The organism is Desulforhopalus sp., from assembly GCA_030247675.1.
Lineage (GTDB): Bacteria > Desulfobacterota > Desulfobulbia > Desulfobulbales > Desulfocapsaceae > Desulforhopalus_A.
This window is the reverse complement of the sequence record JAOTRX010000002.1, coordinates 471,682-489,214: the sequence shown is the minus strand read 5'-3', so window position 1 is coordinate 489,214 and position 17,533 is coordinate 471,682. Positions and strand designations below refer to the sequence as shown.

General features: G+C 53.1%; 19 protein-coding genes. 7 read left to right on the top strand and 12 right to left on the bottom strand.

Annotated features, from left to right (window positions below):
* The first annotated feature begins 42 nt into the window (after positions 1–42).
* The 4 genes from OEL83_02185 (at position 43) to OEL83_02170 (ending at position 5,133) form a co-directional block, all read left to right on the top strand.
* Positions 43–768: a hypothetical protein gene (locus OEL83_02185; GenBank protein MDK9705835.1), complete on the top strand. Its 726-nt coding sequence runs from the start codon at positions 43–45 to the stop codon at positions 766–768.
* Positions 769–932: 164 nt separating this feature from the next.
* Positions 933–2,555, top strand: coding sequence for a diguanylate cyclase (locus OEL83_02180; GenBank protein MDK9705834.1), 1,623 nt, complete (start codon positions 933–935; stop codon positions 2,553–2,555).
* The gene (locus tag OEL83_02175) at positions 2,552–3,442 is read left to right on the top strand and encodes an HDOD domain-containing protein (GenBank protein ID MDK9705833.1); all 891 of its coding nucleotides are present in this window, start codon (positions 2,552–2,554) and stop codon (positions 3,440–3,442) included. The genes OEL83_02180 and OEL83_02175 overlap by 4 nt, the downstream gene beginning before the upstream one ends.
* Positions 3,439–5,133: an AarF/UbiB family protein gene (locus tag OEL83_02170; GenBank protein ID MDK9705832.1), complete on the top strand. Its 1,695-nt coding sequence runs from the start codon at positions 3,439–3,441 to the stop codon at positions 5,131–5,133. Before OEL83_02175 ends, OEL83_02170 begins: the two co-directional genes overlap by 4 nt.
* A 55-nt stretch (positions 5,134–5,188) precedes the next feature.
* Here OEL83_02170 and OEL83_02165 read toward each other — a convergent pair whose 3' ends face one another.
* From OEL83_02165 to OEL83_02130, 8 genes are all read right to left on the bottom strand, one after another.
* Positions 5,189–5,881, bottom strand: coding sequence for a triose-phosphate isomerase (locus OEL83_02165; protein ID MDK9705831.1), 693 nt, complete (start codon positions 5,879–5,881; stop codon positions 5,189–5,191).
* Positions 5,882–5,899: 18 nt separating this feature from the next.
* Positions 5,900–6,211, bottom strand: coding sequence for a DUF167 domain-containing protein (locus tag OEL83_02160; GenBank protein MDK9705830.1), 312 nt, complete (start codon positions 6,209–6,211; stop codon positions 5,900–5,902).
* 37 nt (positions 6,212–6,248) lie between these two features.
* The gene (locus OEL83_02155) at positions 6,249–7,109 is read right to left on the bottom strand and encodes a DivIVA domain-containing protein (GenBank protein MDK9705829.1); all 861 of its coding nucleotides are present in this window, start codon (positions 7,107–7,109) and stop codon (positions 6,249–6,251) included.
* Between the two features lie 77 nt (positions 7,110–7,186).
* Complete coding sequence (locus OEL83_02150) at positions 7,187–7,486, bottom strand: YggT family protein (protein ID MDK9705828.1); 300 nt, start codon at positions 7,484–7,486, stop codon at positions 7,187–7,189.
* Between the two features lie 17 nt (positions 7,487–7,503).
* Complete coding sequence (gene metG, locus OEL83_02145; GenBank protein ID MDK9705827.1) at positions 7,504–9,453, bottom strand: methionine--tRNA ligase; 1,950 nt, start codon at positions 9,451–9,453, stop codon at positions 7,504–7,506.
* Between the two features lie 14 nt (positions 9,454–9,467).
* On the bottom strand, positions 9,468–10,430 hold the full coding sequence (gene ricT / locus OEL83_02140; GenBank protein MDK9705826.1) for a regulatory iron-sulfur-containing complex subunit RicT: 963 nt from the start codon (positions 10,428–10,430) through the stop codon (positions 9,468–9,470).
* Between the two features lie 115 nt (positions 10,431–10,545).
* Positions 10,546–11,523 carry a DNA polymerase III subunit delta' gene (holB, locus tag OEL83_02135; protein ID MDK9705825.1) on the bottom strand — a complete coding sequence of 326 codons (978 nt, stop codon included), beginning with the start codon at positions 11,521–11,523 and terminating at the stop codon, positions 10,546–10,548.
* 15 nt (positions 11,524–11,538) lie between these two features.
* Positions 11,539–12,561: an HD domain-containing protein gene (locus OEL83_02130; GenBank protein MDK9705824.1), complete on the bottom strand. Its 1,023-nt coding sequence runs from the start codon at positions 12,559–12,561 to the stop codon at positions 11,539–11,541.
* A 277-nt stretch (positions 12,562–12,838) separates the two neighbouring features.
* Here OEL83_02130 and OEL83_02125 point away from each other — a divergent pair, with 277 nt between their 5' ends.
* Together OEL83_02125 and OEL83_02120 are read left to right on the top strand one after the other, a co-directional pair.
* Positions 12,839–13,396 carry a hypothetical protein gene (locus tag OEL83_02125; protein MDK9705823.1) on the top strand — a complete coding sequence of 186 codons (558 nt, stop codon included), beginning with the start codon at positions 12,839–12,841 and terminating at the stop codon, positions 13,394–13,396.
* A gap of 88 nt (positions 13,397–13,484) precedes the next feature.
* Positions 13,485–14,867 (top strand): PFL family protein, encoded by a 1,383-nt coding sequence (locus OEL83_02120; protein ID MDK9705822.1) that lies wholly within the window; start codon positions 13,485–13,487, stop codon positions 14,865–14,867.
* 80 nt (positions 14,868–14,947) lie between these two features.
* Here OEL83_02120 and OEL83_02115 read toward each other — a convergent pair whose 3' ends face one another.
* The gene (locus OEL83_02115; GenBank protein ID MDK9705821.1) at positions 14,948–15,373 is read right to left on the bottom strand and encodes a hypothetical protein; all 426 of its coding nucleotides are present in this window, start codon (positions 15,371–15,373) and stop codon (positions 14,948–14,950) included.
* Between the two features lie 119 nt (positions 15,374–15,492).
* Here OEL83_02115 and OEL83_02110 point away from each other — a divergent pair, with 119 nt between their 5' ends.
* Positions 15,493–16,260 (top strand): peroxide stress protein YaaA, encoded by a 768-nt coding sequence (locus OEL83_02110; protein ID MDK9705820.1) that lies wholly within the window; start codon positions 15,493–15,495, stop codon positions 16,258–16,260.
* Positions 16,261–16,325: 65 nt separating this feature from the next.
* Here the strand turns inward: OEL83_02110 and OEL83_02105 are convergent, their stop codons facing one another.
* The 3 genes from OEL83_02105 to OEL83_02095 are packed head-to-tail and all read right to left on the bottom strand — an operon-like array spanning position 16,326 to position 17,532.
* Entirely contained in the window at positions 16,326–16,808 is a 483-nt protein-coding gene (locus tag OEL83_02105; GenBank protein ID MDK9705819.1) for a hydrogenase maturation protease, read from the bottom strand.
* Complete coding sequence (locus OEL83_02100; GenBank protein MDK9705818.1) at positions 16,805–17,284, bottom strand: hypothetical protein; 480 nt, start codon at positions 17,282–17,284, stop codon at positions 16,805–16,807. Before OEL83_02100 ends, OEL83_02105 begins: the two co-directional genes overlap by 4 nt.
* On the bottom strand, positions 17,281–17,532 hold the full coding sequence (locus tag OEL83_02095) for a 4Fe-4S dicluster domain-containing protein (GenBank protein ID MDK9705817.1): 252 nt from the start codon (positions 17,530–17,532) through the stop codon (positions 17,281–17,283). The genes OEL83_02100 and OEL83_02095 overlap by 4 nt, the downstream gene beginning before the upstream one ends.
* Position 17,533: the final 1 nt, after the last annotated feature.

The window sequence follows — 17,533 nt, the reverse complement described above, 5'->3', positions numbered from 1 at the left end:
GCAGTTTCCCGCCACAGTCCATCTAGCCCCCTGGTTTTCCTCATGGAAGATTTTGCAAAGGCCATCGCTTATGAAGTTAAACAGGAAATTGCCAGCCGGTACTTTGGTTTTCGAACCCGCATTGAGCGGGAATCAGAAGATTTCCTGGCAAGATTGAAGGAAACCGGCCAGGAGCTTGACGCCAGGCTCCGTCTCGATCTCTGTCGCATGCAGTTTCTCCTCTGGGAACCACGCCTTTTCTGCGATTTTCTCCTTCTTGCCGGACTGCCGAGAGAGTATACCCTCGGTCTTACCAAACGGCAAAACACACCTCTTGTCAAAGAACTCTTCACAGCCGTGAGGGGTAAAGGTTTTACCCGCTGGAGAAGATTTCGCAGGTTGGCGACAACCATCTACCTGTCCCTGGCAGAAGACATTGCGGCGTATTACGAGGCATATCTCGACCTCCAGGAAGAACATGCCGAGATCTGTGAGGAAATCGCAATTTTTGAGCGCAATAACGACCTCTCCGATATCCTCTGTTACCTCCGCAACCTTGATGTTTCCGATTCCGAACGATCAAGGCTCCTCCCCGCCGGCCCAACGATACATGCCGGCACCTCCTTCGAACAGGATCTACGAATTCCTTTACCCGCTCCTGTCGATAAAGTCTTAACTGTGTTAAAACTTCTGCCTCCGCTCAACGAGGTCGATGAGCAGTTCACAGGACTCCTGAAACAGGCCTACACCCACTACGACAATTCTTGTTTAACCGATCTGCCATTTTAATTTTCCATTTTCTATCAGGACATTACCTATCCTTCCTGAAAAAAATTCCCAGAAATTTGCTTTTTGCCAATCGAAAAATATATACTGAAGTGACATAATCAATTTCCACGCGAGGAAAGACGATTCTCCGGCCGGCAGAATAAATTTAATCCACCCCGTATTCCATGACCGCCAACAAGTATCTTCAGGCATCGGATCTGGTCTCAAGCCAGTATCTCAAGGAGTTCGTTCACCCGATCTGTCCGGCGGCTCTTTTCCTTGCTTCGGGCACCCTCCCATCTCCTGAAGAACTGGGCAAAGCCACCCTGGTTGTTGCCATCGATCCTGCCGACGAAATCCGGATGCTCATGGAACAGGATTCTTTGCCGGCCTCCACCCCCGTTCTATTGCTTAGTATTCAGACCACCATCCCACCCTTTTTTTCCAGATATCGAGACAGATGGTTACTTGATTATCTTACTGTTCCAGTACCTTTAGAAATTTTTCTTCACAGAATTTCCTTTCTCTGTCGGGTCCAAAGAGTTAGTGCCGAACACCATACCAATTCCGTCACCCTCAGCAGACAACTTGATGCCCTTGCAACCCGAGATGGCTTGACCGGATTATACAATCGCCGGCAATTGACAACTACCTTAGTGCAATCCATGGAGGTGGCTAAAAGCCATGGTGCTGAGCTCTCTCTGCTGGTACTGAATATCGATTTCTTTAATGCGGTGAACAAGACCTCCGGACAGAAATACGGCGACTTTATTCTAAATGAAATGGCGGCACGGCTCACTACCACGTCCAAGGAACCGAACACCTGCTACCGCTTCTCCGGTGAAGACTTTATGGTACTCATGCCAGGTACAGCCCTTGAAGAGGCAAAGAATACTGCCGAAAGGATCCGCAGGGTCTGTTCGGAAAAACCCTTTGTCCGGGGCAAGACAAGCCAGTCCATAACCGTCTCAATGGGCCTTGCATCCCTGCTGCCCCACCAGCCCGAAAGCCATGATGAATTTATCAATATGGCGGAAACCGCCCTGTTTCTCGCCAAGGCGGAGGGGCGCAACAGATTGCGGGTTTTTGATCCTCTGCACCGCAGCGGCCATCTCACCCCGCGAAAGACAATGGCTTTTCTCAAGGAATCGCTGCAACATATCATGGAAAGAACGAGAAGTTCAGCCATCGCCTCCGTGCAACTCCTTGCGAAAAACGTCGCCGGCCCGGAACATCAGGCCCATGCTACCACCGTCTCCCACTATATCAGTCTCCTTGGCCGACAGCTGGGCCTGCCGCCAAAACATATTGAAACCTTTCATAACGCCATTGCCCTCTGCAACAGTTTTCGCTCCCTGCTGCACAATGACCTTATCAGTAAACCCGTGCAGCTGTCACAGAAGGAGCGAAAACTTATCGACGATCTGCCCTTTAAGTTGACTGAACTGACTAATATGTTCGACTACTTCGCTAATGAACGCGAGGTCTTGATGTGTCAGGGTGAACGATATGATGGAACCGGCCATCCACGCGGTTTAAAAGGTGACGGCATTCCTCTTGGCGCCAGGATTTTCACGCTTATCGATGCACTGGCAGCAATGAACGCCGATCGTCCCTACCGGCGGAAGTTGACGGCGGAGGAAATCGTCGCGGAACTGATCAAGGGATCCGGCAAACAGTTCGACCCATTTTTAGTTTCCCAGATTCTCACTGTTATCGAAAACAACCATCTTCTCAACCTGGACCATAGTGTCCTTGAACAAGCCCGACAGGATCTGTTCAACACCTTCCCTGAAGTTATTTTATGACCGATCAATATCTTAACGCCATCAATGACCGGATTGAATCGTTTCCGGCACTACCAGCAATCGTCAGCAAGGTGATGGCTGTAACCGCCAACCCCGAGAGTAATATCAACGAACTGGTCAAGGTAATTCTGCCCGATCAGTCGATGTGCGCTACCATTCTCAAAGTGGCAAACTCAGCCTTTTTTGGCATTCCCCGGGAGGTTAACAGCATCGAAAGGGCGATTGTCGTCCTCGGTCAGGAAGAGATCAAGAACATTATCATCGGCAAGGCAATCTTCGCATCTTTTCCCAAGATGACCAGAGAAGCCAACCACTCGATAGGCCTTTTCTGGGAACACACCTTCACCTGCGGGTTAGCGGCCAAGATCATCGGCGAACACTTCCAGCTTTCGCCAAGCGAACTCTTCGTTGCCGGGCTCATTCACGACATTGGCAAACTGGCAATGTTTCTGACCTTTCCGGATCGTTATCCGCTCCTCGAGAAACTTGCCAACCATCCCCTGCTTGACACCCTTTCCCTGGAGCGCAAGAACTATTCAATAAGCCATGAACAGGTGGGATTGCAACTGGCAGAGAAATGGCTGCTGCCGGAACAGCTGGTCACTGCTATTGGCTTCCATCACGCCCCTCAGGACGCCAGCAACTTCGGCAAATACCCGCACATCATCCATGTTGCCGACATACTGTCGCTGTTGTATTGTAGTCCGGAACATCTCAGGGCCGAGGACATCTCGAAGATGTTTGCCGATTTCCTGCCGGAAACCGGCAAATTCTGGCGGAAAGCTGGGCTCGACTGGCAGGACGACTACCTCGGCCTCTGGTTTGAAGGTTTAAAACGCAGCCGGCACAGTGATCAGGCCATACTCAGTATATTTACCTCCTCATGAAAATCACCTCGATCAAACGTACCATCAGAAACACGCGAAGATTCGCCGAGATAATTGCTGTATTATCAAAATTTGGATTTCGCCAGCTGGTGCAGGACACCGGTCTTAACCGTCTGCTTGGCGGCAAGGATGAACCTGAGTTCCCTGCCGGCAGCGGCAACGGCACTGAGACCTTGCCAAGACCGGTTCGGGTCCGGATGGTTCTCGAGGAGCTTGGCCCGACCTTTGTCAAGATTGGTCAGATCCTTTCCACCCGCCCGGACCTCATTCCCCCGGAATGGGCCAACGAATTCAAGAAACTCCAGGACAACTGTCAACAGATTCCCTTTGCCGATATCTACCAAGTCCTCACCCTAGAATTTCCAGGGCGGCTTGACCAGATCTTTACTTCAATAGACGAGACTCCTCTGGCCGCCGCCTCCATCGCCCAGGTTCACCGGGCGATTATGCAGGATGGCACGGGGGTGGTGATCAAGGTTTTACGCCCCGGGGCAAGGGAGCTGATTGAAGAAGACATGGCCCTGGTGGAGAGCCTGGCACAACTGCTCGAACAGTACTTCTCCGATCTCGGCTACAGCCCGACGGCGGTGGCCAAGGAGTTCTCCCGGGAACTGCTCAAGGAACTGAACCTGACCGTCGAGGGCCAATCCACCGAGCGTCTGCGCCGCTATTTTGAAGGCGATGCCAATATCAGTTTCCCCAAGGTGTACTGGACGGCAACCACCCGGAATATCTTGACTATGCAAGAGATACACGGCAGACTTCTGGCAACCGTCAGACCGGAGGATCTGACCCCGGCGGACCGGCGGGCGGTGGTCGCCGTCGGAACCGACGCAGTCTTCAAACAATGCCTGCGGTTCGGCTTCTTTCACGCCGACCCCCACCCGGGCAATATCTTTCTCCTGCCAGGCAACAAACTCTGTTTTATCGATTGCGGAATGACCGGTCAACTTGACCGAAAAACGACGGAACAACTCATCAATCTGGTGGCGGGGGTAGTCAAAGGCGATATTGATAAACTGTGCCGGGTGGTCATCGAACTCACCGAGGTTGACCCGACGGTCACCGACAGCCGGGACTTCCGCCTTGAACTTCGCCAACTGACCGAACATTTTCGCAACACCGACCTGCAGCACATAAACATCGCCGTTTTGCTCTCCGACTTCTTCGGCATGCTGCAACGCTACCGAATCCAGTGCCCCAGTGATCTGATGCTGCTCACCAAGGCCTTAACAACCATTGAGGGAGTGGCTGCGCATTTCGACCCAACCTTTGATGTCCTCAGCCATGTCGAACCGCTAATCCAGGAAATCGTCGTTAACAGATACAGTTTAGACTCGATCCGCAAACGCATTTACAAGACCGTGGCCAGCTCCCTTGAGATCCTCGAAGACCTTCCGGGCGACCTGCAGCGTTTCCTTGATCACGCCCGGCACAGCCGTTTTACCCTCAATCTTGAGCTGAAACGTATCGAACACCTCTCCGAGCAGCTCGATACATCCAGCCGCCTCATGGGCATCGCCATGATCATCTCGGCGCTGATCGTCGCCTCTGCCATCCTCATCCTCGCCGATCGGATGTCAAAGCAACCGGGATTTATCGGTACCCTTGGTATTCTCGGTTTAATCCTTGCCGGCATCAACACGGCGATCTTCGTCATCTCCTTTCTGCTGCCGCGCAAACACAAGTAGCCGGGGCAAGCGCCGTTTCCCTCAGCAAAATTCTTGGGTATCCGCAAAGGGAAAATCAGACAGGTACAGCCTGCCGGCAGATGGCCCAAAAGGAGTCTGGGTCAAGACTTGCCGCCCCGACAAACACTCCGGATAATTGGGAAAGGTGCAGATACGAACCGGCATTGTCGGGTTGCACGGAACCGCCGTAGACAACCGGCCAGACATTAAAGAGCTGCTGGATACGGCCCACCGACTCGGCAACCCTGGCCGGCAACTCAGGAAACTTGGCCGTCATCCCCTCCACCGGGGTGAAAGCAACCAATAGCGGCTCGGACCGGGTATCATCAAGGGCCCCAAGCTGGGCGAGGGCATTTGAACTGTCAACGCAGACAATGGGGACGAGTCGGGCATCGATGAGCTCCGCCACTTTATTCACCACATCGCCATTGGTTTCGTGGAAATAGCGGCGACGTTCGCTATGACCGACGATAACGTAGCGAACCAGCCTAGCCACCATGTCCGCGGCCACTGCCCCGGTATAGCTGCCCTTCGGGAAGGGCGAAATATCCTGAGCCGCAAGGAAGACATTGGCAAGCCCCAACGAAGCGACATGGGCCGCGAGGCCCTCCAAACTGAGAAGAGAAGGTGCCACGATGACATGCACCTCGGGATGCGGCACATAAAGTTTGGCAAAGCGGTTAAACCACCGTCGCCCTTCGTCAGTGCTTTTGTGACATTTCCAGTTGGCGATAAGATAGCGTTTCATCTTCCTCCCCTGCCGGTATTACCGGCAACACAAATCAAGGCACTGCGCAACCCTGCGACGCGCCTCATCTTCGCCCAGTCCCTTGATGATCAGTTGCTTTCTCCGCCCCTGCACCCCCGACTTGAGAACAATATTGCGGCCAGGCACCCCGAAGTAATCCGCCAGAAAGCGGATCACCTCTTCATTGGCCTTGCCGTCCACCGGCGGCGCCTGGATGGCAAGCTTCAGGCAGCCGTCAAAGAGCCCGACGATCCTGGTTTTTGAGGCCTTCGGCTGGACATGGAGGCGAACGAGAAGGGTTCCATCAGATGATTGCGAGAGATAGGGCATGAGCTGCGTCGCTCTTCACCAGGCCGCTCTGTTTACCTTAAAGGTCCATGGTGATGTTTTCAATATCATCAGGTTCCGAGCTATCATCATCCGGCAGCAAAATACTCTCAAAGAGATCGGAGAGATCATCCTCCTTGTCGGTCTTTTCATGGCCAGGGAAAATCTCCAGGGCCTCAAGATAGGAGTGGAGCATCGCCCGCAACTCTTCACGCACCTTGATTCTTTGCTGATGAAGTTTTTCTATCTCCTTCGGCAAACGCGACAATTCGGCATTAGCCTCCTCCCGGAACCTCTGAACGTCAGACTTGGCTTTCTCCATCATCCTCTGCGCCTCCTCCTCACTGCTTTGGCGCAGGTTGTCGGCAAACTTCTGGGCGGCGAGAATGGTAGTTTTGAAATCAAGTCCCTGTTGTTTCAGCTCCTGATTCTGCTCTTCAAGGAGGGCAATCTTACTGTTCAGCTTGTCGATTTCCGCGTGATCATGGAGAGTTGCGCCCGCACCACCAGCAATTTTATTCTCCAGATCAACAACTTTCCGCTGTAAAACCCGATTTTCATCCTCAAGTGCCTGGGCGGCGGTTTTCGCTGCCTCGACCTGCTGCAGAAGATCGGCAATCTCCTTATCCTTCAGTTGGAAACGGCTATCGATAGCAGCTTGAATGCCCTCGGCATTTTCTCTACTTAATCGCACCTCGGCGGCAAGACCATCGACTTCTTTTTGCAGGATATCTCGCTTCGTTATCAGAGAGTCGATCTCTTCCATTTGCAGGCGATTCTGTTCATTCAATTCGAAGAAATCTTCTGCAAGCAATTCCAGGTAGGCCTTCACTTCGATTGCGTCATATCCCCTGAATTTAATTTGAAAATCCTGATCTTTAATTGCCTGCGGTGTTAACATGGCTGGCTCCATTATAGGTGTATTGTAGTGATGGCGGATTATCAGTTACCGGACAAGCAAGAATTTCTCCCACGCTGTCAACCCATGCGCATAGCAAGCTGCCGGAGCGTCTGGACAAGAAAACTTTGTAAAAACATAATGATCAGAATAAGGATCATTGGCGAAAAATCGATGCTGCCGAAACTGATGGGCAGATACCTGCGAATGCGACTCAAGACCGGTTCGGTTGCCTCATAGAGAAACCGGACAACTGGATTATACGGATCGGCATTGACCCATGAGATAATTGCCCGTCCGATGATTATCCACATATAGGCGGTCAGCAGGAAATCGAGGAGCTGAGCGATCGCCGACATAAAATTGTTCACCACAAACATAATTGTCTCCTTGTCGCCTAGGCGATCTTGCTACCGGGCGCTACCTTATCACGCACCGAGGAAAGCACCATCTTCTCTTGGCCATCAACCACTGTTTTCGCCACCAGTACCATTCCGTGGGAGGTGACCCCCATCAGCTTGGCCGGTTTGAGGTTGGCGACGATGGCCACCTGGAGACCAACCAACTCTTCTGGGCGATAGGATTCGGCAATACCTGCGACGATGGTTCTTTCCTCCGGGGCCAATACCGTCAACTTCAACAGTTTTTTTGAATTCTTTACCGGTTCGGCGGCAAGGATCTCGGCCACCCGCAGGTCAAGCTTCTGAAAATACGAAAAATCGACGAGTCCAGCCGAGGTGGCGTCTCCCCCATCCTGCTTCTTCTTCGGAGCAGCAACCTCTTTACTCTTCGCGGTTTCCTCTGCAGCACTGGCTTTTCCTTCCAGCCGAGGAAACAGTGCGGCGGTGGCGGTTAATTCACCGCCCGGGACAAGCAAGCCCCATTTGCCACCGTGATCAAGGGAGGCAACGAGCGGATCATCCTCGGCAAGGCCTAGTCCCGCGGCCATCTTCACTGCTGCACCCGGTATGACCGGACGCAAGGTAAGCGCCAGGAGGCGGAGACATTCCAGAAGATTGTAAAGAACGGTATCAAGCCGCGCCTCCTTCTCCGGATCTTTTGCCAAGGCCCAGGGCTCATTGCCAACAATATACTTGTTGGCAAGGCCGACCAGTTCCCAAATCGCCTGCAGGGCGAGGTGAAAGCGAAAATCGCCCATGGTCTGACGGTAGGTGGTAATCATCGCCAGGGCCGCTTCGAGAAGGGGCCGATCATCTTCACCGAACGCACTCGGAACAGGTACCCGCCCTGCCCGGTATTTCCACACCATAGTTACCGCCCGGCTGAAAAGATTGCCGAGATCGTTGGCCAGGTCGGCATTTTGCCTGGCGACTATCGCCTCTGAACTAAACGAGGAATCGAGGCCAAAGGACATCTCGCGCAGGGTAAAATAGCGGATGGTATCGGCTCCATAGGCATCGACCAGCTCTTTCGGACGGACAACGTTTCCGATACTCTTGGACATCTTGGTGTCGTCGACATTCCAGTAGCCGTGCACATGGAGCTTCTGGTATAGCGGCAGGCCCATGGCCATAAGCATGGTTGGCCAATAGATGGCGTGGGGTTTGAGAATATCCTTGGCGATAAGATGTTCGGCAACCGACCAGTATTTCGTGAAATCCGGGCCGTCCGGATAGCCGATACCGGTCAGGTAGTTGATTAGGGCGTCGAACCACACATAGGTGACGAATTTATCGTCAAAGGGCAACTCAATCCCCCAGGTAAGCCGCGATTTCGGCCGGGAGATGCACAGGTCAGTGAGCGGCTCGCTGAGAAAGGCCAAAACCTCATTACGATATCGCTCCGGGGTAATAAAATCCGGGTTGTTGCGGATGTGCTCAATCAGCGGCTGCTGGTAGCGCGACATCCGGAAAAAATAATTCTGTTCGGCGATTTCCTGAGGCGGAGTCTGGTGGTCCGGACAGTTGCCGTCAACCAGTTCCTTTTCCGTCAGATACCGCTCGCATCCCCGGCAATAGAGGCCGGAGTACTCGTCAAAATAGATATCACCCCGGTCGTAGACCTTCTGAAGGATTTCCCTGACAACCGCAACATGCGCCGTATCGGTGGTCCTGATAAAATTGTCGGCCTCAATCTGCAGCAGCGGCCAGGTTTCCCGGAACTGGGCGCTGATCCTGTCGACATATTGGCGAGGCGGGATGTCTTCTTGTTCAGCCGCTTTGACGATCTTATCGCCATGCTCATCGGTGCCGGTTTGAAAGCGAACCGTTTCTCCGCATAACCGTTTGAAACGGCTGTAGGTATCGGCAACAATGGTGGTATAGGCGTGGCCGAGATGCGGCTGGGCGTTCACATAGTAGATTGGAGTAGTAATATAGGTTGTCATAGTTCCATCAGTTATTATTGCACAACCGGCGGTGGCGAGCCTCCCCGGTCGGGTTTTGGCGGCGACGATTCATCGGACTCACCATTCTTTTTTTCTCTCTTTTTTTCAACTACCTCTTTTTTAACCTGCTGGAACATCTTCCAATCTCGCTTGGTGAGGATAACCTCCTCACCGGCGCTGTTTTCGGCAACCACTGATTCCTGCAGAGGATTTTGCCGCTTCACCAGGTACTCATCGTTGTCGATCTTGATCCGTTTGCCGGCTTTTGGCATATTTTTTCGCTGCTTCCGGTAGGTCTCATATTCATAGGTAAGGCAACAGAGCAACCGGTTACAAACCCCGGAGATCTTCGTCGGGTTGAGAGGCAGATCCTGCTCCTTGGCCATCTTGATGGATACCGAGTCAAAATTCTTGATAAAGGACGAGCAGCATAATTCCCGGCCGCAGGTGCCGATACCGCCAATCATCTTGGTTTCATGGCGAACCCCGACTTGCCGCATCTCTACCCGGGTGCGAAATTCCTGGACCAGATCTTTGACTAGGCTGCGGAAATCGACCCGGCTGTCGGCGGTGAAATAGAAAATCATCTTACTGCCGTTAAAAAATCGCTCGACCCTGACAAGATTCATGGTCAACTGATGGGTTTTTATCAACTCGTTGCAAACCTTATAGGCCCGGCCTTCACTCTCTGCAAGTCCGACATATTTTTCCCGTTCTTCGGCCGTGGCCAGGCGCTCGATAACTGAGCTTGCCAGCCGGGTTTCCCCCCGGCAGCTGCACATCGGCGAAGGGCCGATGATGACCGCCGGCTCGAGGCCGTGATCAGTGCGCACCAGAACCACCGTGCCAGCCAGGCATCCAGGAATTTGGGAAGCAGCGGTAACGAGCTGGCCTCCCTTGCGAAACTGGATCCGGTAAAAGATTTCGTCATCACTTACCGTCTCTGCACCGCTGTCATTTATCGCGTTTTCTGTCATGTAATCTCATTATCTCCGATAATACCCCATAAGGGTAGGTGCCATTCACAGAGTATTTTCTTGATCCTGCTCACGAAAACGATCCGCAAGACACACATTCCCGCCGGAAAGGGCCTTATTGCAAAGCAAACAGCAGCACCTCGCAGACCAGACTGCGATTGCAATTTCTGGCAAGTTCCTGCTCCGCTTTGGAAATTGCCTGCAATTTAGCAAATAGTTCAGCCGAACTCCAGCTTTTCCGTGGTACCTGTTGCTCCTTGGCGGTATCGCCAGCCGCCTGCCCGGTCAACAACAGATCGCGAATCCAAATCTTCAGGAGACCAAGAAAGGGCAGCAGGTCTTCCTTTTGCGCCGCCATCTTTTCCGCTAGACGAAGCAAGAGGCCGACATCACGGTCCGGCAGAATAGCTGGATCGGCAAGCACACCCGCAACTTCACGCCATAAGGCCACCATTTCACTCTTTTGAAAGAGCATGGCCTTGCCGGGGCTGCCCTCGGACAGCCGGGCAAGGGCCAAGGCCACATCCGCCGCCAGGCCGCTCTTGGTCAGTATTGTCGTTGTATCTTCAATATTCAGCTGGCTAAAAGGCACGACCTGGCATCTTGAAATCAGGGTGGCAAGGATCTCCTGCGACGATTCGGCGGTGAGGATGAGCAGGTTATCTGCCGGTGGCTCCTCAAGGGTCTTCAGGAGGCTATTTGCCGCCTCCCGGCGCATGGTATGCACGTCCTCCAGTACCACGATACGGGTTGCCGATTCGAAGGGCGGATAACTAAGTTCCTTGCTCAGCTGGCGGATCTGCTCGATTTTAATCACCCCTTTCACCGGCCGAATAACCAAAAAATCCGGGTGATTCCCCGAGCGAAACTTGCTACAGGAGGGACATCTGCCGCAGGCAGCCGCCCCAACCCGCTCCCGGCAGTTGATTGCCGCCGCCACCCCTTGGGCAAAAAGCCTTTTACCGACCCCGTCCGGCCCCCTGAAAAGATAGGCATGGGGAACCCTGCCCGCCAGCAAAGACTTGCTGAACAATCGTTTTGCCTTTTCCTGGCCATAGAGGCTGGTGTAACAGATAGGTGTGGTATCGAACATCAGGAGCAATTCCCATTAAAAAAGCGAAGGCTGTTTGCTGACGCTTTCCGTTCGAGCCTCCTCTGACGGGGGCTCTTGTTTCGTCAGGCCGCCAAGGTACAGATAGCGTTCGAGGGGGCGCTGATATTCCGTCCACTGCAGGTCAGCCCCCTCCATCTTGCGACGCAGCTGTTCAGTGATATTGATCTTGGCATCAAGGTCATCAAGAAAGCTTAAAATTAAGGCCTCAACGGTCATCGGCACGGTCGGTGAGCCAAATTCCTGCCGCCCATGATGACTCAGTAAAAGGTGCTGCAGCTGTTCCAGCAGGTCCTCGGGGAAATCTCGTATCTTTTCAGCAGCCTGAGCAACCATCTCGCTGCCGATCACCAGATGCCCCTTCAGTCGGCCCCTGGCGGTATAATCGACGACTCCCCCGACCATGGTCAATTCCTGCAACTTGCCGATGTCATGGAGAAGGGCGCCGGCGATGAGGAGGGAGCGATCGACCCCTGCATAATGCCCGGCGAGGAAATCGCCAATCCGCGCCACCGAAAGCGAATGTTCCAGCAATCCACCAACGTAGGCGTGATGAACGCCCTTGGCGGCGGGGGCCTCCTGAAATTTTTCCCAGCATTCGCCTTTTTTAAAGAAATGACTGAGGAGCTTTTTCAGATACGGGTTACCGACACTATGCAGCAGGGCGTGCAGTTCATCGGCCATTTCCTGGCGGTTTCTGGTCGAGGTCTGGATAAAGTCACCGGCGTCGATGCCTTCCTGCGCCACCTTATAGGCATTGTCGACCTTCAGCTGCGGCTTTTCCCGGTAGGACTGAATGACCCCGACCAGGCGAATCACCTCGCCGGGGGTAAGGACATTTTGCAGTGCATCGACGTTATCCCATACCGGACCGGAAATCTCACCGCTTTTGTCCATTACCGTCACGACCAGATACGGCTTTCCCACCCTGGTTTCGCCGAGCTTTGCCGACTTGACGAGAAATAAATCATCAATTCGCTCACCTTCTTTTAAATCCGCCACAAAAACATTCTTTTTCATTGGTACATCCAGTCACAGTTTTCATCGTGCTTGTCACTCGCCTTGGAGTGCCTTAGATCGTAAATTACACAAGGAACCAGTAAAATACATCCATTAAATCGCGCCAGGCCCTTGAAGCGCCCCCCGGCGAATGGCCGATAGGGAGTGGAATACAGCATTTTTACTTCTTGATGATTTCTCCAAAGCGTGGAATAATGGCCGATTCCGCTGCCCTCTGGGACAAAAATCACAACGATTCTTTTAGCGGTAATACCAATCCCTGGCAGGAGTTCCAAGCATGAAGAAACATATGATAATTTCCGTGATGTCGAAAGACCGGCCGGGGATAATTGCTAGTATTACAGGGGCCATCTACCATCTTGGCGGAGACCTCGCCGATCTTAATCAGACCGTACTCTGCGGCTACCTAACAATGATCCTCAGCGCCTCGTTCGATGCTGAAATTACCAAGGAAGATATGGTTGCCGCAATCTCCCACATCAAAACCGACAGCAAGTTCGAGGTCTCCATCAAGGAATTGACCGCCGGAGCCGGTGCCATCGATGTCCCGCCGGAGGAGACCTATATCCTCACCGTCCAGGGCCCGAATCGAGCGGGGATTGTCCATGGCATAAGCCAATTTTGTTTTGACCACAATATCAACATCCTCGATCTCGCTACGACCCTGAAAAACGACCTGTACACGATGGCCCTGCAACTCGACCTTCGACACTGCAGTGTCAGTCTTGAGTCCCTCCAGAAGGCCATCAGCGACTATTCGCAGCAAAGCGATCTGACGGTAATGATCCAGCATAACGACGTTTTTCAAGCAACCCACGAGATAACCATGCGCTGATCGCCCCCTTCCCCGGGAATGCGCTTTTGCCGCATTGCGAGTACGACCGAACTACCTTCCAACCATCGAATCAGGAGAGATGTCCATTATGTTACGTTCAGACCAGATCCTTGCCACCGTTGAGATGATTCAAAAGGAAAATCTTGATGTCCGGACAGTAACTATGGGCCTCAATCTCCTCGATTGCCGAGGCGGAGGCATTGACCAGACCTGTGAAAAAATCCGCAGCAAGATCGAGAGTTATGCCGGGAATTTTGTCCCCACCTGTGAGGCGATGAGCCGGAAATACGGGATTCCGGTGGTCAACAAACGCATTGCCGTCACCCCTATTGCCTTTGTCGGCGCTGGATTTCACCAGGATGATTTCGTCCGCCTGGCCATCACCCTTGATGAGGCGGCAGCGGCGGTGGGCGTCGACATTCTCGGCGGTTTCTCGGCCCAGGTGGAAAAGGGCCTAACCGCAACCGACCGTGAGTTTATCGCCGCAATTCCCGCCGCCTTGGCGGCGACAAACAAGGTCTGCGCCTCGATCAATATCGCCAGCACCCAGAAAGGCATCAACATGGACGCCCTGGCGATGATGGGCAAGACCGTCAAGGATCTGGCGGAGATGACCGCCGACAAAGGTGGCTTCGGAGCCGCCAAGTTCGTGGTTTTCTGCAATCAACCCGGTGACAACCCGTTTATGGCCGGGGCAATCCACGGCCTTGAAGAGGCGGAGGCGGTACTGAATGTCGGAGTCAGCGGTCCGGGGGTTATTGCCCGGGCGCTTGAGCGACTGATCCACAACCATCCGGCCCCGGGCACCCTGCAACTCGATGAATTGGCGGAGGAGATTAAGCAGACCACCTTCCGGGTAACACGCTGCGGCGAGCTGATCGGTCGGGCGGTTTCCCTGTCCCTCGGCATCGAATTCGGTGTCGTCGACCTTTCGCTCGCCCCAACCCCAACCATCGGCGACAGCGTCGGCGAAATCTTCAAGATTCTCGGTGTCGACGCCATCGGCGCTCCCGGCTCAACCGCCATCCTCGCCATGCTCAACGACGCAGTAAAAAAGGGTGGAATTTTTGCCAGCCGCAATGTTGGTGGACTCAGCGGCGCCTTTATCCCGGTCATGGAGGATGCCCTGCTCGCCGAGGCGGTTGGCAACGGCTCATTGTGTCTGGAAAAACTTGAGGCAATGACCTGCGTCTGTTCGGTGGGCCTTGATATGGTAGCCATCCCCGGTTCGGTCGATGCCGACACCATCTCGGCAATCATTGCCGACGAAATGGCCCTCGGAGTTATCAACTGCAAAACCACCGCTGCCCGGCTTATTCCGGTCCCCGGCAAGGAGGCCGGCGATCATGTTAGCTTCGGTGGTCTTTTCGGAGCCAGTCCGATCATGCCGATTAGAAATGTCGGGATGTCCAGCCGCTTTATCGCCTGGGGCGGCAGAATGCCGGCGCCGATCCACAGCTTTAAAAATTAAGCTGGCAGATTCGCAAAACTGCTTAAAACTGGATCAATAGATCAAGCCACCATAGGCAAGGCGCGCCTTACCAAGATCCATCATGCGGCCGCAGCAGTCCGTGCCTCGCGTAACCTTGCGATGAGATAACGGCCAAAATCGGTATCATCGTCAGGCAAGTCAAAGCAGTAGCCGTCGCTGCCGCCAAGTCCACCGGGGATGGATTCACCCCGTCCTTCCGGGTCTGTAATCATATCCTCATAAAAACAGACAGACAACCATCTGTTTGCTGGATCGTCATCGATAACATCAATAATGGCAAAGAATTCCCGGCCATTGCCGTTATTGAGGCGGGGCCGAAGAGAGTAACTCACCCCTGGCCTGGCTATGAAAGCCAGGGATACCTCCGACATCATTACCAATTCCTTGTAAAAAATTGCAAACCAATGGCGCATCGGCTGATGCTCTCCATACCAATCTCCAAGGAAGGACTCTATCTCACTCTCAACATCTTTATCTTCAATCATCTCGCCACGTTTACTGATTAATGACAACCGTATGTTTGCCAAAGTTAACAAAAAATAGTATACAATTCACAGACGGTATTCCAGTATTCGTCCTGTCGCATCCATCGCCCGGAGATCGTATGCAGATTATTACCTCACCTTCCAAAACCCAACACTTCAACGGCCGGGAATACAGCGACTACTCCCTGCCACGTCTGCAAAAGAAAACCAAAACCCTCATCGACCTGTTAAAAAAAATGAGCCGTGAGGAACTCGCCTTGTTGCTGCATACCAGCGAAAAACTAACAGATGTCAGCTATAGACGAATCCATAGCCTTACCACCAAGGTCACACTACAAAACGCCAGTCAAGCCCTATTCACCTACCAAGGGGATGCTTACAGCGCCATCACCGCTGACCGATACAGCGACGAGGAATTGAGTCATGCTCAAAGGCATCTCTTTATCCTTTCGGCACTACATGGAATCCTCAGGCCTCTCGACCTTATCCAGCCGTATCGTCTGGAAATGGCCACCCCCTTGGCTATTGATAGTAACCAAAACCTGTATCAGTATTGGCGAGATCCGGTTACCGAAATCCTCAAAGCAGATCTTGCCAAGGATAATGAGCGCACGCTCATCATCCTTGCCTCAACGGAATACGCCAAGCTAGTTGATAAAAAGGAATTTTCGGGCGCGATCATAACCATTTCCTTCAAAGAACGCCAGCAGGGAAGATATCGCACCATCCCAGTTTATGCCAAAAGGGCACGCGGTCTCATGGTCCACTATGTCATCAGTAAACGGATTAGCGACCCCCTCCTGTTGAGGGATTTTCGCGAGGATGGCTATGGGTACTGCGCAACGGAATCAACAGAGAGAGAATGGGTATTTTGCCGCAAGAGCTGAAGAGATCCGGTCGCTCCGAAATCTCCATCTTGTACAGAGAATTGGTGGTGAAGAAGCCACCACTTCTACCCGGACTTTGACGTATGCGCTTGTATTAAGTTGAGGACGGTAGTAACAGCCTGCGGAACAGCCAAGGCGACCTCGTCGGTTAATCCCGTACCCAATTCGTCAAAGCACCTGCCTTCAACACCGACGAGAAAGATTTCTTTCGGTACCCTTTCCGGATACAATTTCAGCCCAACGCTAATCGCCTCGCGGATACCGATACCGTGACCGCTCACCGGCCGGGCTGGGCTGACGGGAAGCTGCTGCCAACCAAGCTGGTGAATGGTACCGGGGGGGGCACCCAGTTGCACCCCGTCAACCACCACCAGCAAGGACTCACCATCGATTTCCTCAAGCAGGTCGATCCCTCCCAGCCCGAGGAAAACAAGCCGGACATTTTCTGTTACACCTCTTTCCTGGAGTCGCTGATAAACTACCCATCCAACCCCGTCGTCGGCTACCAGTTCGTTACCGATGCAGACAACCAGAGCGGCAGCGCTCATAACTGCGGACGAGCAGCGCTAAAGGTCAGGCTGAAGGTGCAGTTTTCCCCGACAGAGAGGGTCTTCGGCCGGGCCGGGCAGCCGGAGAGCTCAGCAAGGATCCCGGCAAGATAATAGTGAAACATCTGGCAAGCCTGGCCATCGAGCTCCATGCTGCGGTTTCTGCAGACACTGCCGACAGGACAGTCATGCAGCGACAGAGTTGCCTCCGCCCCTGAAACCTGGCCACTTATCTCCATGCGTTGAATCTTCAAGATCCTCACCAGCTCATCAACCGCCATCGCCGGGGTCTTCTCAACCATATGGGCAGGCATATTAATAGCCATTTTTCGCCCAGCAGCCACCGCCAATGATGGTGTCGACTTGCCGACAAAGGTGGTGATGGTATCGATGAGCATATCAAGAAGGAAAGAGACCTCGGTAAAGGCCTTATCATAATCCTCGGGAGCCAGTGTCAATTCACTGTTGCCTATCATAGGAATTTCTCCATCCGCTTGCTGAATTCAATGTTGCGATAAAAATTCTTAACCTCGTGATGATTCTTGTGGCTGATCGCCCCGGATGGACAAATAAAGGCACAACTGAGACAGCCGATACAGTTTTCAAGAGCTGCCACCTTGGCCTTACCGGTATTGACATCAAAGGAAAAACACTCGGTTGGACAGACCTCAAGGCAGAACTGACAGCCGCGGCAGCCCTTCTCATTTATTGTCATTTCAAGCATC